A 20,531-nucleotide genomic window follows, 5' to 3' on the forward strand; every position below is an offset into this window, starting at 1 on the left:
CCCGCGATGTTGACCGTCTGGCCCTGCCCCGGCGTGATCGACTTCGCCGTCTGCAGGGTCGCCTTGTAGTCGACGAAGTCGCTGCCCAGGACCGGCACCCACTTCGGCAGGTAGAACCGCTGGTTGGACAGGATGTAGCCGCCGACGCCGGCCGCGATCAGCATCAGCCCGATGATCGAGGCGAACCACTTGGCGTTCTTGGCGATCGCGCGCTTCACTTCGCCCCCCCGATCCCACGGAACGGGTTCAGCCGCTCGACGATCTCCGACGTCAGCGACCCCTCGTCGGACCGTGCGGTCTTCTCGGCGGACCGGGCCGAGCGTCGCGCGATGGCGGTCCGCGCCGCGGCGGCCGAGCCTCCGCCGTCGGGCTTGCCGACGGCAGCGCCGTTGAGGTCCGGGATCTTCTGCTGGAAGCAGGGCGCGTCGGAGTTGTACGGCGGGCGCTTGCCGGGGAACGCCGGACGGGTGCCGAGCGGCCGCGCGCTCGCGTTCGAGAACAGGACGTCGCCGGTCGCGCCGCCGACCTTCCCGCTGGAGATGGTCTGGTCGCCTCCACCGGGCATGAAGCGCACCATCATGCCGTTGCCGTCGACGTTCTGGCCCTCACCGGCGAGCCCGACCATGGCGTACCAGAACTCCTTGTAGTTCTCGCGGTCGGTCGAGAGCGTGCCGTCGTCGATCTTGATGTCGCCCGTGGGCAGCACGACCCGGGTCAGGCACTTGGACACCAGATCCGCCTGCGGGAACAGGTCGAGCGAGACGTCCACGACCTTCGACAGCGCGGCGGTGGTCGGCCGCAGGTCCTGGGCGAGACCCTGGAGCTCGTCGGGACCCAGGAGCCGGCGGGTCTGCGTGATCCACGGGAAGGAGGCGGTGATCGTCGGCGCCGTCTCGCGCACCCCGGGCAGGATCTCGCGGGCGAACGCGCGGGTGCTGGGGAAGGCGGCGTTGAGGCTCGCGAACGTCCGGTTCGCCGTCTCGAGCGTCGGCGCCAGCGTGCGGACCGTCGCCCGGAGGTTGTCCTGCTCGGAGGCCAGGCTCCCCATCGTCGTGTTGAGGTTGGAGACCAGGTCGCCGAGCTGCTCCTGGCGCGTGGCGAGCGCGGCGGTGACCCGGCCGAGGCCCTTGATGAGCTTCGACAGATCGCGGGGCTCGGTACCGAGCATCGCCTCGTTGACGATCGACAGGTTCTTCAGCGCGCGACCGCCCGTGCGGTAGGAGTCGTTGAGCGCCTGCGCACCGGACTTCCCGTGGACGACCGGATCGTGCCCGCGGTCGTCGACCCCGGTGGGCTCGTAGGTCAGCGCCGTCCCGAAGCCGTCCAGCGCCGTCTTGAGGTCCTCGCGCGTGTCGTTCTGCAGCGTGGTCAGGATCTCGTCGAGCTGCACGGGCGTCGCCGTCTGCGTGATCGGGAGCGTGTCCCCGTCGTCGATCGTGGGGCTCCCCGGGGTCCCGGGCTCGACGTCGACGAAGAAGTTGCCCTCCAGGAAGATGCGCGGGCGGATCTTCAGCGTGGCGTCCTTGTGCAGCGGGAGGCCCTTGTCCTTGACCTCCATGGTCAGCGTGGCGGCGTTCGTGCCGTCCTGGCGGTCGATCCCGACGACCTTGCCGACGTTGACGCCGGCGATGCGGACCGGGGAGTTGGGACGGATCGAGTTGGCGGACTCGAAGACCGCCCGCACCTTGAAGTCGCTGGTGAAGGGCAGGTCCTTGGCGAACCCGAAGTACGTGCCGACGACGGCGGCGAGCAGCACGAGGAAGCCGACCAGGAACGGGTCGGCCCCGGTGCGGTCCTTCCGGGGAACGGTGCGCTTCTGGCTCTTGTCGCGCGCCATCAGTTGCCCTTCTGGATGGTCGTGCGTTCGGTGGACGTGCCCTGGTTGCCGGGAACGTTGCCGATCGCCTGCTGGCCAGGCGTGAACGGCTCGTTCCCGGCCTCACACTCGTTGGGCTGCCCGGGCGAGGCGGTGTTCGGGTACGGGTTCGTGTGGAGGTAGTTGTCCCGCTGCGGGCCGTTGGCGGGCGCCGAGGACGGGCCGCCCTCGTTGTTGGGGCCCTGCGGCGTGGCGATGATGATGAACCGCTGGCCGGTGCCGTTGGTGTCGCCGACGCTGAGGAGACTCGAGATGTTGCGGAACCACAGGGTCACGTAGTTGCAGGTCGTCTGGACCGGCGTGAGGTGCGCGACCGTCGGGTTGGCGATCTTGGCGAGGTTGGTGAGGTCCGCGACGCCGAGCTTGACCGCGGGATCGTCGGCGAACGACTGCAGGGACGTGAACGTGGGCTTCAGGCGCCGGCTCAGGTCCAGGGACCGCCGGAGGACCGGGGTGCCGATCTCGAGGGCGTCGGCGAGATCCGGGGCCGCCCCGGCGAGGGCGCGGACACCGGGACGCAGCTCGCGGGCGAGCCCTTCGGAGTTGGCGAGGAACGGCCGCTGGGCGGGGAAACTCTCGATCCCGGCGTCGAGCGCGGCGGGGCCGGTGGAGATCGTGTCCTGGATGAACGGCCGGGCGACCCCGGCCAGCGCGATGAAGGTCGTGTCCAGGTTCGCGAACAGCTGGGCCTGCGTCTCGGCGACCGGTGCCACGATGCTCGACGTCCGGCCGAGCGCCTGGACGAACCGGCCCAGGCGCGTCCTGCGATCGGCGAGGTTGTTCATCACCGGGACCAGGTTCTGGAGCAGCGGCTGGAGCTCCTCGAGCGCCCGGTTCAGGTCCTCGCCACGACCCGCGAAGGCGTTGCCGAACTCCGTGAGGTTCCGGCGTGACGCTACGCGCGTCCTCTGGTCGAACGTGTTGATGACGTCGTCGAACTCGACGGGGGTCGGCGTCGCCTGGGAGATCGGGATCGTGGCGCCGTCCGGGAAGCCCTTGTCGGAGGACCCGCGCGTGATCTCGACGTACTTGAGACCCAGCGCCGAGCGAGGCCGGATCAGCACGGTCGAATCGGAGGGCAGCGGTTTGACCGTCGTCTCGAGCTTCATCTGCAGCTCCGCGACGACGGAGCCGTCGGGGCGCCGGAGCGGCTCGATCCCCTCCACCACGCCGACGCGGGTGCCGCCGATCCGCACCTCGTTGCCGGCGACGAGGTTCGCCGCCGAGGGGACCTCGGTCTTGAGGGAGTACGTCGGGACGAACGGCAGCCCGCTGTTCGCGTTGTACGCGAGGAACACCGCGACCACGAGGATCAGGGTGGTCGCGGCGCCGATGAGCACCGGGTTGGCGGCGAGCGAGGCCGAGCCCTTGCGCGGGGTCGCCATCAGCCACCACCCAGCAGGTAGTCGAGGAGCGAGTCGGTCGTCGGGTCGCCCGAGCCGGGGGCCGGCGCGGTCTCCTTCGGCCCTGCGGCGCCGGTCGCCGTGCCCTGGTTGGCGGGCGCCGGCAGGAACTGCGACGGGAGCTTCAGCGGCGCCTGCGCATCGGAGGTGTCCTGCTTGATCGGGGCGAGCGCGGGCTCGGCCTTCTTGCGCTCGCCGGTCCGCTCGAGGACCTCGTCGACGCTCATGCCGCGCAGCACCGCGTCCTGCTTGGCGAGGTTGGGCGACCGGCCCTCGTCGATGCTGTCCAGTGCACTCTGCGCCGAGCGACTGGACGCCGACCGTGCCTCGTTACCGGTGAAGTTCGCGCTGCACGCCGGGTCGTTCGTGACGGCGTAGGTGGAGCACAGGTTCACGATCAGCTGCGCACGCAGGTAGTGCCCGAACGCGTCGAACCCGTTGATCGCGGCCACCTGGTAGAAGAGGTAGTCCATCAGCCGCTCGATCCCACCGGTCTCCTTGAAGCTGGTCAGGAGCGCCTCGAGGTTGGTGGAGAGCGGGCGCGCCTGTGTGGCGAACTCGCGGAGGTCCTCGATGATCGGCCTGCTTCCGAGCAGCGCGTCGCGCCCGACCACGGAGGTGTCGCCGAGGGCCTCGACGGCCGGCGTCGCGGCGGTGCTGAACGGGCCGAGTTCCTTGATGAACCGGCTGACGTCGGGGGCGACGCTGCCGAGATCCGCGAGCAGCGGCGTGAACTCGTCCGACAGCGACCCGAGCCGCACCATCGTGGGCTTCAGCTCGCTGAGGAACTTCGGCAGCCGCTCGAGGTTCGCCTCGAGATCGCGTGAGCGCTCGGCGGTGGCCTGGGCGGTCGTGTTGGCCTGCACGACGAAGTCGGCGACCTTGTCGCGCTCACGGGAGAGCGGCGCCATGATCGTGTCGCTGTCGCGCGCGAGGTTCGCCAGCACGCGGTTCTGGTCGGCCAGGATCCCCAGGACCTTGTCGGTCGCCTTCAGCCCGGGGTCGGCGTCGCGGATGATCTTGTCGAGATCCTCACCGCGCCCGGCGAGGCCGGCGCCGAGCTCGTTGAGGATCAGCGACAGGCGCTGCCGGTACGGCAGGCGGAGGGTGTTGTTGATCAGGTCGAGGTCCACGACCTTGGCCTGGAAGCCGGGCAGGCGGTACTGGCCCTCCCCATCCCCGCTGCTGATCCTCTCGAGCTTCGGCGACTGCGCGGCCCCCTGCGGCTTGGGCTGCGTGGGCGTGCACTCGACGAACTTCTCGCCGATCAGCGACTGCGGGCGGATCGTGCAGGTCGCGTCCTGGCGGAAGTCCTGGAAGCCCGGCTTGTCGATCCGCAGGACGACCGCCGCCGTCTGGCGGGGCGTGACGTCGAGCGAGTCGATCGAACCGACCTTGACCCCGGCGATCTTGACGTCGAGACCGGGGATCAGCGAGAAGGCGTTGCGGAACTCCGCGCGCACCAGGTACGAGCCGCCGTCGCCGGACCCCATGCCGAAGACGGCGAGGCCGGCGGTGAGCGCGGTCAGCGCGAGGATGGCGAGGAGGCGCTTCATGGACCGGGCGGCACCAGCGTCGGGTCGCAGTCGAGCTTGCCGTCGCTGTCCCGCCAGTTGTTGGAGTTGTCGGGTCGCACCTGGCTGGCCGTGCCCGGGCAGCGCCGCACCACGCGTGTCTGCAGTCCGTCGAGCTGCGCGGAGGGCGGGATCGGGTTCAGCACGTTGTTGGTGAACGAGAACTGGTTGACGATCGGCTGGATCCGCGCGAAGTGACCGTTGGCGTCGTAGTTGGACGCGCCCTGGCCGAAGTCACGCAGCCAGCCGACGAGATCGGGGGTGTACGGGCGGATGAACTCCAGGACCGGCGTGGACTTCTCGAACGCCTCGATGCCGTTCTTGAGCGCGGGCGCGGCGACGCGCTGCAGCCGCGGAGCCTTGCGGACGAGTTCCACGAGGTCGTTGCCCTCGCCGGGGCGGCGGATGAGGAGCCGCAGATCCTTGATGGTGGGCCTGGCATCGGCGACGAGCGGCCGCAGCCGGGTCAGCAGCTTGGCGAGGTCCTTGGTCGCCGGCTTGCTCTCGTCGACGAGGACGTCGAGGTCGTCGAGGGTCGAGCGGAGGTTCACGAAGGTCGTGTTGGCCCGCCGCAGCGTGCCGGGCAGCACCGACAGCGACCGCTCGAGGCTCTCGCGCTCGTCCCCGAGCGCGGCCATGGTCTGGTTGGCGTTCCCCACGAGTGAGGACAGCTCGGTCCGGCGCTCGGCGAGCGTGGTGACGACCTTGGAGCTCGACACCAGGAACTCGGTGAACACCTTCTGGTCGTTCGTGATCTCGTTGACCAGGCGCTGCGTGGTCGACAGCGCGGGGTTGAAGTACTTGGCGCTGACGTTCGCCTCCTTGCCCCGCCCCTGGTACTGGGTGGCCGAGCCCTGGACGACCTGCTGCAGCGACTTCCGGGTCTTCGCGTCGAGGGTGTTGAACAGCTGGTCGAGATCGACCGGCGCGGTCGTTTGCTCGGACTTCAGGAGGCTGCCTTCGGGAAGCTCGGGGGCCGAGTTGGCGCCCGGCGTGAGGGCGATGTACCGGTTGGCGATGCCGGAGAGCGAGGTGGCGCGGATGATCCCGGTCGTCCCGGCGTGCAGCGGCGCGAACCCCTTCTCGACCTCGATGGTGATGTCGGCCTGGTTGTCGTCGGTGAGCTGGATGTCGCGGATCGCGCCGATCCGGCGTCCGCCGATCTGCACGTCATCGTCGTTGACGAGCTGGCCGGCGTTCTGGAACCGCAGCTTGTAGGTCGTCACATCGTCCCCGCCGAGGAGCATCACGGCGACGACCGCGAGGACGACCAGCAGCCCGGAACCGACGGCGACGCGGCCAGCGGTCATCGCCGGCTCCGAAGAGCGAACGCTGTGGGGAGATCAGACGACGGTGTGGGACGGGGGAACAGGGTTGCTCTCTCGTGGGACGGAGCGGGTGGGGCGGGCATCATGCCCGAACGACTGTTGATCTTGCGTGAAGACCCGCCGTCGTGGCGGGTGTGCAGCAGGAGGGCGGGCGGGAACCCGCCCTCCCGACGCGCTCAGTCCATCGTGAGCGGGCCCATCGACTCGCCGGCGAGGAACTGGCGGATAAAGGGGTTCTCGGAGTTCAGCATCGCCTGGGCCGGTCCGGCCTCGACGATCTTGCCGCGCCACAGCACCGAGATGTACTCGGCCACGCGACGGCAGGTCATGATGTCGTGGCTGATGATCGCGAACGCGGGCATGTGCTTGCGTCCGTCGGCCTTGGCCTCGTTCATGACGGTCTCGTGGATCTCCTGGATCAACTCACCCAGGAGCGCCGTACGCACCGGATCCAAGCCCGAGTCCGGCTCGTCGAACAACACGATGTCGGGGTCGAGCACCAGCGCGCGAGCGAACCCGGCGCGCTTGCGCATGCCGCCGGAGAGCTCGTTGGGGAACTTGTCCATTGCAGCGCCGAGGCCGACCTCCTCCATGCGCATGTTCACGATGGAGGCGATCTCCTCCTCGGACTTCTCCGTGTGCTGACGCAACGGGAACGCCACGTTGTCGAAGATGTTCATCGACCCGAACAGCGCGCCGTCCTGGAACAGCACCCCGAACTTCTTGCGCATCTCGAACAGGTCGTCGTCACGCATGTTCGGGACCGACTGCCCGTGGACCAGGACATCGCCCTCGTCCGGGTACAGCAGACCCACCATGTGCTTGATGCACACCGACTTCCCGGTACCCGACGGGCCCAGGATCATCGAGATGGTGCCCTCCGGGATGCCCATGTTCAGGCCCCGCAGGATCTTGTTGCGACCGAAGGCCTTGTGCACGTCGATGAACTCGACCGCATCCGGCATCCCCGTCGGCGTCGACAGCCCCGTGTGCCACTTGTACTCGTCCTCGTCGAGCCCCTGGGGCTCACTGACGACCTGTACCCGGGACGGCTGCTCGGCCGGCGCCTGCGCCGCAGGCTCCACGGGCGCGGCCTCGACCGAGGTCGGCTCGTCGTCGACGGCCGGGGCGTCCTCCGCCATCCAGTCGTCCGAGATCTGCGGATCCTTCGGATCGTCGTCCGGGGTTCCGCCCCTTCTGGGAATGCGCGGCAACGTCAACCTCCGATCGGTGCCCGGGGATTGGCTCCCCAGAACAGCTGGGTCCCGAGCATCCCGATGAGATGCACGAGCACGATGTTCAAGACCATGGACTTGGCGGTGGCGGTACCGACACCGACCGGGCCACCACTGGCGTGGTAGCCGTAGTAACAGCCGACGAGGACGATGACGGTCGCCATCGCCATGCCTTTGATGACGCTGTACAGCAGGTCGGGTGGGTTCTGGAACATCCAGAAGATGAGGAAGAACCCGCCGGAGGAGACCTCACCGATCTGCTCGACGACGGCCAGGTAGCTGGCGAAGAAGCCGGCGCCGATCGCGGCGATGTACATGAACGGCAGCACGAGCCAGGCCGCCAGCAGGCGGGTCGCGCACAGGAACACCGTCGAGTCGATGCCCATGACCTCGAGCGCGTCGATCTCGTCGGAGATCCGCATCGACCCCAGCTCGGCCACGATGCCGGTGCCGACCTTGGCGGCCATCATGTACCCGAAGGCGTAGGGGACCAGCTCACGCAGGTCGCACCAGGCGGCGAACACGCCGGCGTAGGCGGGCGCGCCGACCGAGCGGTTGAAGTAGGCGCCCTCGATCCCGCACTGCAGGCCGATGATGAAGACCAGGCCCCAGATCACCAGGGTCGAGGAGAGGATCAGGATGCCGCACTGCCGCAGCGCCTCGCCGAAGAACCGCAGGACGCGCAGGCTGTAGACCTGCCCGACGATCTTGCCGCAGAACTTGGCGATCTCCCCGAAGTTCGCGATCCAGTCGCGGGGGACTGTCATCCAGCCGGTCATCGGATCACCGTGATCTCGGGGTGCGTGGCGAGCAGGGTTTGCGTGAACACGTAGTTGAAGGCGAACACGCCGAGGAAGGCGATGACGACCGCCTGGTTCACCGCGCGCCCGACCCCCTCGGCGCCACCCGATGCGGTCATGCCCTTGTAGCAGCAGACGATCGCGATGATCGCGCCGAACATCGTGCACTTCAGCACCGAGCCCCAGAGGTCGGTGACCGAGGCGTTCGTGAAGAAGGTCGCCCAGAAGGGACCGAGGGGCGCGCCGTTCACCAGGGTGGCGACGATGCCGCCGAAGATGCCGAACAGCAGCGCGTAGATGTCGAACAGGCCGGTCACCAGCATCAGCGCGAGGAAGCGCGGGACGACGAGGTTCTTGACCGGGTCGACGCCGAGCACCTGGAGGGCGTCGAGCTCCTCGCGGATCTTGCGGGCGCCGAGGTCCGCCGTGATGGCGGTGCCGGCGACGCCTGCGAGGACGATGGCGGTCACGAACGGGGCGAACTCGCGGATCGAGGCGAGGACGAAGAACCCGCCGAGCCGGTCCAGCGCCCCGAAGAGCACCAGGAAGTTCGCCGCCTGCAGCCCGGGCGCGCCGTACCCGAACGCGATCGTCGAGATCAGCAGCGGGAACCAGCACAGGCGCAGCGTGAACAGGAACTGCTGCACGAACTCGCCGCCGTACGGGTACGGCGGGCGGAGGGCCGACACGATGGTCTTCCCAGTCAGGATCATCATGTCCCCGACCTCTTCGAGCACGTTCTTCGTCGGAAGAAACGCTCGATCGGCGACGTTGCGTACCACGGACAGTCCCTCCTCAGGGCAAAACCGGAGCCGGATTCGGCACCGGTGGCGGAGTCTATGCCACCCGCCGGATCCCTGACAAACGGGAACACGCCTCCCTGCAACCATCGCGGACCGACCCCGGCTTCTGGTACGTTGCGCCGCGCTGTGAGGAGAGGCTTCCAGACGAGCGCGGCATTGGCCGCGACCACCATCGTTCTCGCCGGTTGCGGCGGCGGCGAGCGACAGGACGCCAACGAGCCTTCGGGCACGTACGCGCTCGAGGTGGTGGACGCTTCCTTCCCCGAGTCGCAGAGTCTCGCGGCCGACTCCGAGATGGTCATCAAGGTGCGCAACGCCGACTCGAAGGCCGCTCCGGTGGTCGCCGTGACGGTCGACTCCTTCTCCAAGGACTCCGAGCAGCCCGGCCTCGCCGACCCCTCCCGCCCGGTCTGGGTGATCGACGAGGCCCCGGTCGGCGGGCAGACCGCCTACACCAACACGTGGGCGCTCGGCGAGCTCGGCCCCGGTCAGACGAAGACCTTCCGCTGGAAGGTCACGCCGGTCCAGGCCGGCACCCACGAGGTGAAGTACAAGGTCGCCGCCGGGCTCGACGGCAAGGCGAAGACCGCCAGCGAGCTCGCCGGCAGCTTCACCGTCGCCATCTCCGGCAAGCCCGCCGACGCCACGGTGGACCCGGACACCGGCAAGGTCGTGCGCGGCAGCTCCGCCGACTGACGACGCCCCCGGCACCCGTCGGGGGGCCGTTTCCGTGGCGCCGCCGTCCTACTTCGGCAGACGCGGCGCGATGATCCTGTAGGCCTTCAGTCCCAGTCCGAGCCGCTCGCGGTCCTCGGACAGCATCGGGTCCAGGCCCGTGAGCTCCTTCACCCGCTCGAGCCGGTAGGCGACCGTGTGCCGGTGGGCGTAGATCGCCGCCGCCGTCGCGTTCATGTTGCAGTTCTGGTCGAGGTAGGACTCCAGGGTCCCGACCAGGTCCGTGCGGTACTGATCGTCGTAGCGCACGATCGGCGCGACGGTGTCCTCGTAGAACGACCGCACCTCCTCGGGGTGTGAGGCCAGCACCCGGAACAGGAGCCGGTAGGTGCCCGTGCCGATGTCCTGGCTGTTGAATCCCCCCGCCCCATCGCTCTGGCGCAGGACGTCGAGCACCAGCTCGGCCTCCTGGATGGCGCGCGCGAACTCGCTCGGATCGCCGTAGAAGCTCGACAGGCCGACCGTGCCGTACTGCCCGAGCCGCTGCGCCAGCCGACGCGCCCGCTCGAGGGTGACCTCCGGCGCGTCGTCGCCCCCGGCCGCCGGCAGCAGCGCGTAGACGCGCTCGTCGATGAGCTGCGCCAGCGCTCCCGGCTCGTCACCGTTGATGATCGCCACCACGTGCCGGGGCCGGTCGGTCTTCAGCTCCGCGCACAGGACGACGGTCCCGCGCGCGAGGTCGCAGCCGAGCCGTCCGGCGCGACGGACGATCTCCCGCGGCTCGAGATCGGGGCGCGACCGGAGGTCCTCGAGGAACGAGCCCCGCAGGTTCTGCTCGACCTCCTCCTTGGCCTCCTCGATGGCGACTTCGGTCAGAGATGCGACCGCGGCGAGATGGAGGTACTCGCCCGCGTCGGCCGACGGCTCGCTCCCGGCCGCGCCGAGCAGGACGACCGCCCCGACCAGTTCGTCCCCGGAGGTGATCGGGACGTCCTCGAGCACGCCATCGGGGACCGGCACCGGACGGTTCTTGACGCGGTCGGCGACGTATCGCTTGACGGCGTCCAGCGCGTCGGCCTCCACGACATCGGGCGCGCCGCCGTAGGCGAACGCGTTGAGCCGCGGGATCACGATGGCGACCGGGGCCCCGGCGGTGTCGGCGGCGAGGCGGGCGACGTGACCGAGACCCTCGCCTCCGAGGACGGCCTCGACCATCTGCAGGTGGACGGCGCGGAGTCGCTCGACGAGACCGCCGGCGGAGTCTTCTGGCTGGTTGCGTGCGGGGGTGGCTGACATCAGGTCCATGGGCTCGGGGATCGCGGTGCTGCGGGTAGGTGACGTGGTCCTGAACGACGTCGGGGCGGCGGGCACGTCGTGCGCCGCCGCCCCGGGGTCATGCTGCGGTTGCTCTCAGGCGCCGGCTGCTGCTGCGTCCGGGTGCGCCTGGAGGATCTCCTCGCCGGACTCCCCGGTCCGCACGCGGTAGGCGTCGTCGCACGGGAGGACGAACACCTTCCCGTCCCCGACGGCACCGGTGCGGCCGTGCTTGAGGATCGTGTCGACGATCGTCTGCACGTCACGGTCGGCGACGACGCACTCGACCTTCACCTTGGGGCGGAGGTAGTTCGTCAACTCCGCACCGCGGTAGCGCTCGGTGATGCCCTTCTGCCGGCCGGATCCCTTGACCTCGCTGATGCTCAGCGAGGGGAATCCCAGTCCGAGGAGCTCGAGCCTGATCGGCTCGAACGCCTCGTGTCTGATGAACGCCTCTACCTTCTTCACGCGGTCGCCTCCTTCGTGGTCGCCTTGAGGTTCGACGCCGCGTACGCGGTCGTCGGAGCGGCACCGTAGCCCACCAGCTCCGCCTCCGGGATGAACTGCTCCGGGTACCCGTACATGCCGTGCTCGGAGATGTCGAGGCCCGCCATCTCGTCCTCCTCGCTCACGCGGAGACCGATGGTCTTCTTGATCACGAAGAAGGTGGCATAGGACAGGACGAACACCGTGACGAACGTCAGACCGACCGCAGCTGCCTGCGTGCCGAGCTGACCGAGCTCGCCCGTGTAGAACAGGCCCGCGTCACCCACGCCGACGTACTCCGCGAGCCGCGGCGACGTGAACAGGCCACAGGCCAGGGTGCCCCAGATGCCGGCCACGCCGTGCGCGGAGAGCGCACCGACCGGATCGTCGATCTTCTTGTCGATCGCGAGGATGCAGACGACGACGAGGAGTCCGCCGACGAAGCCGATGATCGGCGCCGCCCAGAACTCGACGTAGCCGGACGGAGCCGTGATGGCGACCAGGCCGGCGATCGCGCCGTTGCCGATCATGCCGACGTCCAGCGTCTTCGTCGTGAACGCGATCGCGATCAGGGCGCCGATGACGCCCGCGGCCGCACCGAGGTTGGTGACCGCGACGACCTCGGCGAACCGGTTGTCGCCGGTACCCAGCGTCGAGGCACCGTTGAAGCCGAACCAGCCGACCCACAGGATCAGGACGCCAAGGCCCAGCAGCGGCATGTTGTGGCCGGGGATCGCCCGCGGCTTGCCGTTGGCGTCGTACTTGCCCTTACGCGGACCGAGCAGCAGGACCACGGCGAGAGCCGCCGTCGCGCCCGTGAGGTGGACGACCGACGAACCGGCGAAGTCCTGCACGCCGTTGCCGATCTCGGCGAACAGACCGCCACCGAAGCCCCAGTGGGCGATCAGCGGGTAGATCAGACCGGCGAACACGACCGCGAAGATCGGGTACACGGCGAACTTGATGCGCTCGAGCGTCGAGCCCCACACGATCGCCAGCGACACCGCCGCGAACATGAACTGGAACACGAAGAACGACGCGGTCTCGCCCGTCGCGGCTTCACCAGCGACGGAGCTTCCGAACTGGAAGAAGAAGCCGCTGTCCCCGGCGATCGTCGCCGGCCCGCCGAAGGCGATGGCGAATCCGACCGCCCACCAGACGACCGAGGCCACCGAGAAGTTGACGAGGATCTTCGCGATGCCCGCGCCGGCGTTCTTGCCACGCGACAGCCCGATCTCGAGGAACGCGAACCCGGCCTGCATGAAGAAGACCAGCACGGTGCCGAGCAGCACCCACGTCACGTTGAGCTCGGAGATCACGTTCGGCAAGATCTCCTGCGGGTTGATCGGATCGTCCTGTGCGAACGCTGCTGTCGGGGCGATCAAGGCGGTCAGCACGGCGATGGCCGCCACCTTGAACGCGGTGGAACGTCTCATGAACTTCCTCCTGGGTCGAAGTGCTCAACCATGCTCCGCCAGGCGGTCCCGATCCTCTTTAGCCGGGTGTCGAAAGATCACCAGGGGCGATTCGCCACCCGGTCGGGGGCACCGTGACACGAGGGCGAACGCCCGCCTCTCGGCTTTGGACATCGGGATAAGGTGGGTCGAGCGCCGGCCCCCTAGGTTGGTACATGCATCCCGCGCGCGGGTGCTGTTCTGTGTCCGCGCCGCCCATCCCCCCGTCTTAGGAGGACATCGAACCGCCCATGAGCCGCACCCGTCAGCACAACGTCACGGCCGCCCAGTGGAGCTCCAACGGCGATGCCCTCGGCACGTCGGACCTCACCGCGCCCGGTGCCTCCCTGTTCGGGGACAACGTCTTCTCGGTCGCCGTCCAGCGCGAGCGACTGCCCAAGCACGCGTTCCAGCAGCTGCAGGCCGCACTCGCGGAGGGCACGGCCCTCGACGCCACCCTCGCCGACACGGTCGCGCAGGCGATGCGCGAGTGGGCGATGGAGAAGGGCGCCACCCACTACACGCACTGGTTCCAGCCGCTCACCAACCTCACCGCCGAGAAGCACGACGGCTTCTTCGAGCCGACCGGCGACGGCACGGCGATGGCGGAGTTCTCGGGCAAGGAGCTCATCCAGGGCGAGCCCGACGCCTCGTCGTTCCCGACCGGCGGCATTCGGGCCACCTTCGAGGCCCGCGGCTACACCGCGTGGGACCCCACCTCCCCCGCGTTCATCATGCCGAACCCCAACGGGGCGCTGCTGTGCATCCCGACGGCGTTCGTCTCGTGGACCGGCGAGGCACTCGACGCGAAGATCCCGCTGCTGCGCTCGATGGACGCGCTGAGCACGGCCGCGCTGAAGGCGCTCAAGCTGCTGGGTGACGACACCGCCACGCGCGTCTTCACGACCGTCGGCCCCGAGCAGGAGTACTTCCTGATCGACGAGCAGTACTACTTCGAGCGTCCTGACCTCTACACGACGGGCCGCACGTTGTTCGGCGCCAAGCCGCCCAAGGGCCACGAGCTCGACGAGCACTACTTCGGCTCCATCCCGGAGCGGGTGCTCGCCTGCATGATGGAGACCGAGGAGGAGCTGTCGAAGCTCGGCGTGCCGATCAAGACGCGCCACAACGAGGTCGCCCCCGGCCAGTACGAGCTCGCGCCCCTGTTCGAGAACTCGAACATCAGCTCCGACCACCAGCAGCTGACCATGCAGGTCCTGCAGAACGTCGCGCGCCGGTACGGGCTCGTCTGCCTCCTGCACGAGAAGCCGTTCGCCGGCGTCAACGGCTCCGGCAAGCACAACAACTGGTCGATGGGCACCGACACGGGCATCAACCTGCTGAACCCGGGTGACACGCCCCACGACAACGCGCAGTTCATGTTCTTCTGCGCTGCCGTCATCAAGGCGGTCAACCGGCACCAGGCGCTGCTGCGCGCGTCGGTCGCCAACGTCGGGCAGGACCACCGGCTCGGCGCCAACGAGGCTCCGCCGGCCATCATCTCGATCTTCCTGGGCTCCGAGCTCGAGAACGCCTTCGAGATGGTCGCCACCGGTAAGGGCAGCGGTGTCAAGAAGGGCTTCCTCGGCCTGGGCACCGACGTGCTGCCGCAGCTCCCGAAGGACGGCGGCGACCGCAACCGCACCTCGCCGTTCGCCTTCACCGGGAACAAGTTCGAGTTCCGGGCACTGGGCTCGAGCATGTCGCTCGGCTTCGTGAACACGGTCCTCAACACGATCGCCGCCGAGTCGATCGACGAGCTCGCCGTCCAGCTCGGCAAGGAGCTCAAGACCTCCAAGGGCGACGTCTACAAGGCGGTCACCGCGATCGTCAAGCAGGTCTGGCAGGAGAACAAGGCGGTCGTCTTCGACGGCGACGGCTACTCGGAGGCCTGGCACAAGGAGGCCGAGAAGCGCGGCCTCCACAACCTGCCGACCACGCCGGACGCGCTGCCGTGGATCGTCAACAAGCAGACGGTCGACGCGTTCAAGAAGTTCAAGGTCCTCTCCAAGCGTGAGCTCGAGTCACGCTACGAGGTCGCGGTCGAGCAGTACTCGGTCAAGCTGAACATCGAGGCGGAGACCGCCGCGACGATGGCGCGGACGATGCTCCTGCCGGCCGCGCTGCGGCACCTCGACCTGATCGACGAGGCCGGCGACAGCGCGGGCGTCAAGAAGCTCCACGCCGAGGCGTCCGCCCTGGTCGACGAGTTCGTCGAGGCGATCTTCGCGCTGGAGAAGGCCAACGACCACGACGGTCCGGACGGCGGTCTGAAGCACGCGATGTACATGCGTGACACGGTCATCCCCGCGATGAACGAGGTCCGCCGCGTCGCCGACAAGCTCGAGCGGATCGTCGCCGACAACCTGTGGCCGATCCCGAAGTACTCGGAGATGCTGTTCATCAAGTAGCGCGTCGGGCGCACACCCGCTGGACCGAGGAGCCCCGCGATGCGGGGCTCCTCCCGTTTCGACGGGCCGTCCCGCTGCCGTGTATCGCTGACCGCGTCGCAGTTCGACTGGACGCCGGGATCACCGGGCGTTACGTTGCACCGCATCATGGAGCGTTTGAGCTACGCCAACGTCATGGCCACGATCGCGGTGTTCATCGCTCTGGGCGGCACGTCGTACGCCGCACTGAAGGTCACCGGGAAAGACGTCGTGGACAGGTCCCTCACGGGAGCGGACATCAAGAAGCGGAGCGTGCAACTGGACCGGCTCAAGGGCGCGCTGCCTGCAGGTCGCGACGGTCTTCCCGGCACACCCGGCCCGGTCGGCGTCAAGGGGGACACGGGCGCCAAGGGAGACACGGGCCCTCAGGGCGCCACGGGCGCTCAGGGCGCCAAGGGCGACGCGGGCGCCCCGTGCCTTCCGGCGGATCCCGCCTGCCGCGGGCCGAAGGGGGACAAGGGTGATCGAGGTGCACCGGGGTCCAACGCGACGATCAACGGGGTCGCGGCCGGCGGGGCGCTGTCCGGCACGTACCCGTCTCCGAGCATCGCCCCCGGGGCGGTGGGGTTCTCCGAGATCGACCGGCAGGGGTTCGCGCAACGGCAGGCCGACCTGTCCGTGAACCACCCGGGACCGCTCCCCAGTGGCACCGTCGTCAGAGGACGCTTCGCGATCCTGACCTACGCCCCGGAGGCATGGGAGCTCGTGAACTTCCCGGTGCCGCTCCTACCGGAGCGCATCGTCGTCGACGACGGTAGCGGTTGCGGTCCAGGTCCCATCGTCTGCTTCGTCATCAACGAGATCACGCCGGGTGCCACCCTGAGCACCCGATACGTCGATTCCAGATGGACGATCCTCACCCTCATGCGAGGACCCAACACCTCCGCGTTCGCTGACGGTTACTGGGTGTACGTCGCCCCCTGACCCAGGTCCTCCACGCCGAGCGTAATTCCGGTGCGTGACCCCGGTTGGGGAGCCATGAACATCACACGCACCATCCACATCGCGCTCGTGACGGCCGCCACCACGGCCGCGCTCAGCGCCCCGGCGCTGGCCTTCGGACCGGCCGCCGGACCCACGACGATCAGCAACGGCAAGCCGAAGCCGGTCGTGGTCTGGGACCACGCCGCCTGGAAGAAGTGCTGGGCGATCACCTACGCCCAGTGGCGCGAGGACGGCGCCTCGCCCACCGTCGCGACGGCCGCCGCCGACCTCACCTGCGGCGACCCGCCCAACTGAGCCGCCCGTTCGATTCGACCGGTCACCCACGGGAGCCCCGGCCTGGGGCTCCCGTGGGCGTTGCGGCGACCATCGCGGCCTCGGGCCCCCGCGCACCCGACGCGAGGCATCGGCCGACGTGACCCACGACCGCACGAACCTCAGCCGACCATCGAACTCGAGGTCCACCGGCGCCTCACCCCAGCGCGACCGGGCGCGGCAGCGTGAACGTCGGGAAGAGCTTGCGTGACCTGCTCGACGTCGGGACGCTCGTGCGAGCGCGGTAGACCGCGGCCGCCGCGCCCGCCGGCACGGCGAAGCGCGCGGTGAACCGGCCGTCGGCACGGGGCTTGACGGCCGCTACCCGCGCGAACGTCGTGCACGACGTCTGCCGCTCGACGATCACGCTGCCGCGTGGCTTGCCCAGGGGCGGTGCGACCCGCCCGGCGAAGACCAGTCGCCCTGACGACCTCCGCAACGAGGAGATCGTCATGCGCCGGGAGAGCTTCAGTGACCGCGACGCCTGACGCCCCGCCAGCGCGGTGTAGCGCACCGTGACGCGCTCGCGCGCGGACCGCGGGCCCTTGACCACGGCACGGAAGGTGCCGTCCCGCACGACCGTCGCGCTGCCGACCGTGGTCTTCCCGCGCCGGATCGTCAGTCGCCTACCGACCAGGTCCGAGCGCGCGGCACCCGTGACGAGCACGCGGCCGCCCGCCGCGGGCAGCACGTCGATCAACGAGATCGCCCGGCCCGAACACGCCAGCGTCAGGTCCGCCGGCGTCGCGGTCGGATCGTCGAAGACGGAGGTCGGCGCCGGCGGCACCACGGGCGCCGGCGACGGCACGACGGGTGCCGCGCTCGCAGCAGGGCCTGGCGCGGCCCCCGACGGTGCCGGGGACACCGGGCCGGGCGGCACGGGATCGGAGCTCGGAGGAGGCGCGAGCGCCGCTCCGACGCGCCGCGCGAAGACCTCCCGCTCGTTCTGGGCGAGGCCCGGCACGCGCGGATCGCTGCCCGCGACCACCGACAGGAAGAACCCACCCCCCGGCTTCGCGACCAGGGCGGCGCCGATGTCGACGCCCGACGCGTCGTCGTCGGGCGCGCCGAGTCCCCCGATGAGGGACTCCGCCCCGACGGGCGCACCGGACGTGTCGAGCGTGCGCGCGAACAGCTCCTGCTTCGACGGCGAGAGCCCGGGACGCGACGCCTTGGTACCCGTGTAGGACACCACCCAGCGCTGCAGGCCCGGCTCGAAGGCGACCGACGGCGCGATGTCGGCGGTCCCGGTGGAGACGGTCAGGAAGCCGCCGAGCTCGGGCTGTCCGGGCGCACCGGGATCCAGCCGCCGCCCCATGATCACCGTCTCCGACCCGACGGCCTGCGACCAGGTCAGCAACAGCTCGTCGGGTCCACCCGGCCCGCCGTGGGCGATCGCGGTGCCCCCCGCGTTGCCCGACGTGGTCCGTGCGACCTGCGGACCGACCGGCGTGCCGTCCAGCGAGATGTCCCGCGTGTAGACCTCCTCGTCACCGGGGCCCTCCTCGTGACGCCACGAAACCACGAACGCCGCTCCCGCCGAGCGCCCCGTCGCCGTGATCGACGGCACCGTCGCCGCGCGGTTGAACGCACTGGTGCCGGCGAGGATCGTGTGGGTTCCCAGGGCGGTCAGCGTGGAGGGCACGAAGGCCCGGGCGGCCGCCAGCGGGTCGTCGAGGACACCACCGACCGGCGGCGTGTCGACCGTGTGCTCGTACACGACCACGCAGCGGTCGCCGCTCGCGGCACAGGCGATGGCGGGACGCGTGCCGCGGTCGAAGTCCGGGGCGGTGCTGGTGAGGTCGGTCGGCGCGGAGGGAACTCCGGCGAGGTCCACCGACCGGACCAGGATGCGACGCCTTCCCCCGCTCACCCGCGCGGCGCTGTAGGTCACGTAGAAGCGACCGCTACCCGGGTGGAACGCGACGTCGGCATCGGCCGGCTCGACCGTGGCGTCCGGGTCGCCGCCCACGGTGCTCGTGATCTGGAACGGGGCGGCGACCGGCTCTCCCGCCCCGTCCAGCAGGCGCCCGAACAGCTCGGTCTCGTCGTTGTCGTCCTCCTCCTGCCACACCACCAGGAACCGGTCGGCAGCGGGCGCGTAAGCGGCTGCCGGCCGCTCGGCACGGAAGGAGGTGGAGCCGTCGGGTCCCGCCTGTGAGACGCGGACGTTCGACGCCAGTGGCTCGACAGGGGCCTGGGCGACGGCGAGCCCGGGAGTCAGGATCACGATCGCGGAGGCCGCCACGGCGGCGAAGCTGGTGCGGGTCATGCCCGGAAGGACGCGGCCGGCAGCCGGTTCCTTCCCGATCGCTTCCGGACCTCCCGGTGCTTGGGCTGCGTTGCCGTAGAGGGTGTGACGTTCGAGCGACGCCTGGAGTCGCTGAAACGACACGGTCGATGATTCGACGCCGGTCGACGATCGTGGACACCGGGGCCCGGCGCAGGTAGGTTCGCCGCCTGATGCCCACTTTTCATGTCCGTCGGACCGTCGGACTCGGCGTCCTCGGCGCCCTGATCCTGATGCCGCCCGCGGCGAGCGCGGCCTCCAAGCCGTGCAGCGAGCAACGCGGTCGCGACCTGGCGCCCGCGAAGACGCAGCGGCTGTTCGATCGACCCAAGCCGGGCTCCACGGGCCACCGGTACTACGCGTGCACCCTGGATCGCGGACGGCTCCGCTTCCTCCGGACATCGCGCCCCGGCGCCAAGATCACGGTGGTGCAGAGCCGTGGCGCGGCGATGCTCGTCCGGGAGCAGGGCTCCAAGCGGTTGACCGTGCACTGGCTCGCCTCCGGTGACCGTCTGGTGCTGCGGCGGTCGGGCCGCAACGCGAGCACCGCCGTCACGACCGCCTCCGGCGAAACCGCCGCCCTGTACGGCACGACGCTCGTCGGCTACGACTTCGACTGGAAGGCCTACGTGATCGCCAAGGGGGTCTCCAGACTGCGGCGCACCTCGGCGACGGGGATCGCCTACCGCACGGCGGCCGGGGAGCGGAGGTTCTCGCTGCTCGCGCCGAAGCTCCCCTGCGCCAAGCAGTCCGGGCGCACCGAGCGAACGACGGCCGAGATCCGCATCTTCCGGCAGACCTACGCGGCGGAGGTGTGGAGCGGGAACGTCGACGGGACGCTCGTGCGCACCATGGCCTGCCGCTTGAAGGGCGGGCCCGCTCAGGTGCTGGCGACCGACGATGCGGACTCGGGCTACTCGGAGGGCGGGGGCTCCGGCACCCAGATCTTCGCTGTCAGCGGGACCAAAGTCGGTCTCCGGCAGCAGGGCTGCAGCAGTTACTGCGACGTCTCCTACGACGAGATCAAGGTGCACGACGTCGCCGATGGGTCGCGTCGCGTCGTCTGGGACCTCGACAAACGCCCCCGCGGACTGGCCGGAACGCCCGGCAGCACCGTGGTCCTGTCCCCAGCGGGACACGTCGCGGCGGTCTTCGACGACGAAGAGGACGACGCCGCCCAGACGCAACTCGTGGTTCTCAAGGCCGGCGCAACACCGCGGATCGTCGACACCAGCACGACGGCGAGCAAGATCAAGCAGTCCTCGCTCAAGTTCACGGGAACCGTGCTGTCCTGGACGAAGGCGGGCCAACCGAACTCCATCGACGTCGCAGCGCCCTAGCCTGCCGCGCCGCCGAGCGCTCGTCCGGCGGGGCCACGACCACAGCCCTCAACCTTGACGCGATCGTGTCAAGGTTGGGGCGAACCTTGCTAGCATCGCCGGAATGCGCGATTTCCTGGCCGCTGCCAAGTCCCGAGTCGTCGTGTTCGACGGCAGCATGGGTGCACTGCTCGAGGAGATGGACCTCTCGCTCGAGAAGGACTACCAGCTCCCCGGGCGCGCGCACGAAGCGCTCGTGCTGAACCG

The 20,531-nt window shown here is 69.6% G+C and carries 17 protein-coding genes; 5 read left to right on the forward strand and 12 right to left on the reverse strand.

Annotated elements, in window-relative coordinates:
• The 8 genes from ABYE80_RS05595 to ABYE80_RS05630 all read right to left on the reverse strand — a co-directional run.
• On the reverse strand, window positions 1-218 hold a 218-nt coding region (locus ABYE80_RS05595; RefSeq protein WP_372789276.1), incomplete at its 3' end, for a hypothetical protein.
• Window positions 215-1,837 (reverse strand): MlaD family protein, encoded by a 1,623-nt coding sequence (locus ABYE80_RS05600; RefSeq protein WP_372789277.1) that lies wholly within the window; start codon window positions 1,835-1,837, stop codon window positions 215-217. The genes ABYE80_RS05600 and ABYE80_RS05595, both read right to left, overlap by 4 nt.
• Window positions 1,837-3,261 carry an MlaD family protein gene (locus ABYE80_RS05605; RefSeq protein WP_372789278.1) on the reverse strand — a complete coding sequence of 475 codons (1,425 nt, stop codon included), beginning with the start codon at window positions 3,259-3,261 and terminating at the stop codon, window positions 1,837-1,839. Before ABYE80_RS05605 ends, ABYE80_RS05600 begins: the two co-directional genes overlap by 1 nt.
• On the reverse strand, window positions 3,261-4,835 hold the full coding sequence (locus ABYE80_RS05610; RefSeq protein WP_372789279.1) for an MlaD family protein: 1,575 nt from the start codon (window positions 4,833-4,835) through the stop codon (window positions 3,261-3,263). The genes ABYE80_RS05605 and ABYE80_RS05610 overlap by 1 nt, the downstream gene beginning before the upstream one ends.
• A complete protein-coding gene (locus ABYE80_RS05615) occupies window positions 4,832-6,163 on the reverse strand; it encodes an MlaD family protein (RefSeq protein ID WP_372789280.1) in 1,332 nt (443 codons plus the stop codon). The genes ABYE80_RS05610 and ABYE80_RS05615 overlap by 4 nt, the downstream gene beginning before the upstream one ends.
• 194 nt (window positions 6,164-6,357) lie before the next feature.
• Window positions 6,358-7,395: an ABC transporter ATP-binding protein gene (locus ABYE80_RS05620; RefSeq protein WP_372789281.1), complete on the reverse strand. Its 1,038-nt coding sequence runs from the start codon at window positions 7,393-7,395 to the stop codon at window positions 6,358-6,360.
• A gap of 2 nt (window positions 7,396-7,397) precedes the next feature.
• Window positions 7,398-8,195 carry an ABC transporter permease gene (locus ABYE80_RS05625; RefSeq protein ID WP_372789282.1) on the reverse strand — a complete coding sequence of 266 codons (798 nt, stop codon included), beginning with the start codon at window positions 8,193-8,195 and terminating at the stop codon, window positions 7,398-7,400.
• Window positions 8,192-8,998 (reverse strand): MlaE family ABC transporter permease, encoded by an 807-nt coding sequence (locus ABYE80_RS05630; protein ID WP_372789283.1) that lies wholly within the window; start codon window positions 8,996-8,998, stop codon window positions 8,192-8,194. The genes ABYE80_RS05625 and ABYE80_RS05630 overlap by 4 nt, the downstream gene beginning before the upstream one ends.
• Window positions 8,999-9,145: 147 nt before the next feature.
• Here ABYE80_RS05630 and ABYE80_RS05635 point away from each other — a divergent pair, with 147 nt between their 5' ends.
• Window positions 9,146-9,715 (forward strand): hypothetical protein, encoded by a 570-nt coding sequence (locus tag ABYE80_RS05635; RefSeq protein WP_372789284.1) that lies wholly within the window; start codon window positions 9,146-9,148, stop codon window positions 9,713-9,715.
• A gap of 48 nt (window positions 9,716-9,763) precedes the next feature.
• Here ABYE80_RS05635 and ABYE80_RS05640 read toward each other — a convergent pair whose 3' ends face one another.
• From ABYE80_RS05640 to ABYE80_RS05650, 3 genes are all read right to left on the reverse strand, one after another.
• Window positions 9,764-10,990, reverse strand: a complete 1,227-nt coding sequence (locus ABYE80_RS05640; protein ID WP_372789285.1) for a PucR family transcriptional regulator — start codon at window positions 10,988-10,990, stop codon at window positions 9,764-9,766.
• Between the two features lie 114 nt (window positions 10,991-11,104).
• Window positions 11,105-11,476, reverse strand: coding sequence for a P-II family nitrogen regulator (locus ABYE80_RS05645; protein WP_372789286.1), 372 nt, complete (start codon window positions 11,474-11,476; stop codon window positions 11,105-11,107).
• Complete coding sequence (locus ABYE80_RS05650; RefSeq protein WP_372789287.1) at window positions 11,473-12,930, reverse strand: ammonium transporter; 1,458 nt, start codon at window positions 12,928-12,930, stop codon at window positions 11,473-11,475. The genes ABYE80_RS05645 and ABYE80_RS05650 overlap by 4 nt, the downstream gene beginning before the upstream one ends.
• A gap of 269 nt (window positions 12,931-13,199) precedes the next feature.
• Between ABYE80_RS05650 and ABYE80_RS05655 the strand changes: the two genes are divergently transcribed.
• From ABYE80_RS05655 to ABYE80_RS05665, 3 genes are all read left to right on the forward strand, one after another.
• Window positions 13,200-15,359, forward strand: a complete 2,160-nt coding sequence (locus tag ABYE80_RS05655) for a glutamine synthetase III (RefSeq protein WP_372789288.1) — start codon at window positions 13,200-13,202, stop codon at window positions 15,357-15,359.
• Between the two features lie 147 nt (window positions 15,360-15,506).
• Window positions 15,507-16,322: a hypothetical protein gene (locus ABYE80_RS05660; protein WP_372789289.1), complete on the forward strand. Its 816-nt coding sequence runs from the start codon at window positions 15,507-15,509 to the stop codon at window positions 16,320-16,322.
• Window positions 16,323-16,376: 54 nt separating this feature from the next.
• Entirely contained in the window at window positions 16,377-16,637 is a 261-nt protein-coding gene (locus ABYE80_RS05665; RefSeq protein WP_372789290.1) for a hypothetical protein, read from the forward strand.
• Between the two features lie 175 nt (window positions 16,638-16,812).
• Here the strand turns inward: ABYE80_RS05665 and ABYE80_RS05670 are convergent, their stop codons facing one another.
• Entirely contained in the window at window positions 16,813-18,927 is a 2,115-nt protein-coding gene (locus tag ABYE80_RS05670) for a hypothetical protein (protein ID WP_372789291.1), read from the reverse strand.
• Window positions 18,928-19,118: 191 nt separating this feature from the next.
• Between ABYE80_RS05670 and ABYE80_RS05675 the strand changes: the two genes are divergently transcribed.
• A complete protein-coding gene (locus ABYE80_RS05675; protein ID WP_372789292.1) occupies window positions 19,119-20,285 on the forward strand; it encodes a hypothetical protein in 1,167 nt (388 codons plus the stop codon).
• The last annotated feature ends 246 nt before the right edge of the window (window positions 20,286-20,531 follow it).

The organism is Paraconexibacter sp. (genome assembly GCF_041602235.1).
Taxonomy (GTDB): Bacteria; Actinomycetota; Thermoleophilia; order Solirubrobacterales; family Solirubrobacteraceae; genus Paraconexibacter.

Bases quoted from the DNA above. Each gene is read 5' to 3' on its own strand.
- ABYE80_RS05600 (WP_372789277.1), bottom strand. From the start codon at position 1,837: ATGGCGCGCGACAAGAGCCAGAAGCGCACCGTTCCCCGGAAGGACCGC.
- ABYE80_RS05605 (WP_372789278.1), bottom strand. From the start codon at position 3,261: ATGGCGACCCCGCGCAAGGGCTCGGCCTCGCTCGCCGCCAACCCGGTG.
- ABYE80_RS05610 (WP_372789279.1), bottom strand. From the start codon at position 4,835: ATGAAGCGCCTCCTCGCCATCCTCGCGCTGACCGCGCTCACCGCCGGC.
- ABYE80_RS05615 (WP_372789280.1), bottom strand. From the start codon at position 6,163: ATGACCGCTGGCCGCGTCGCCGTCGGTTCCGGGCTGCTGGTCGTCCTC.
- ABYE80_RS05625 (WP_372789282.1), bottom strand. From the start codon at position 8,195: ATGACCGGCTGGATGACAGTCCCCCGCGACTGGATCGCGAACTTCGGG.
- ABYE80_RS05640 (WP_372789285.1), bottom strand. From the start codon at position 10,990: ATGTCAGCCACCCCCGCACGCAACCAGCCAGAAGACTCCGCCGGCGGT.
- ABYE80_RS05650 (WP_372789287.1), bottom strand. From the start codon at position 12,930: ATGAGACGTTCCACCGCGTTCAAGGTGGCGGCCATCGCCGTGCTGACC.
- ABYE80_RS05655 (WP_372789288.1), top strand. From the start codon at position 13,200: ATGAGCCGCACCCGTCAGCACAACGTCACGGCCGCCCAGTGGAGCTCC.
- ABYE80_RS05660 (WP_372789289.1), top strand. From the start codon at position 15,507: ATGGAGCGTTTGAGCTACGCCAACGTCATGGCCACGATCGCGGTGTTC.
- ABYE80_RS05665 (WP_372789290.1), top strand. From the start codon at position 16,377: ATGAACATCACACGCACCATCCACATCGCGCTCGTGACGGCCGCCACC.
- ABYE80_RS05670 (WP_372789291.1), bottom strand. From the start codon at position 18,927: ATGACCCGCACCAGCTTCGCCGCCGTGGCGGCCTCCGCGATCGTGATC.
- ABYE80_RS05675 (WP_372789292.1), top strand. From the start codon at position 19,119: ATGCCCACTTTTCATGTCCGTCGGACCGTCGGACTCGGCGTCCTCGGC.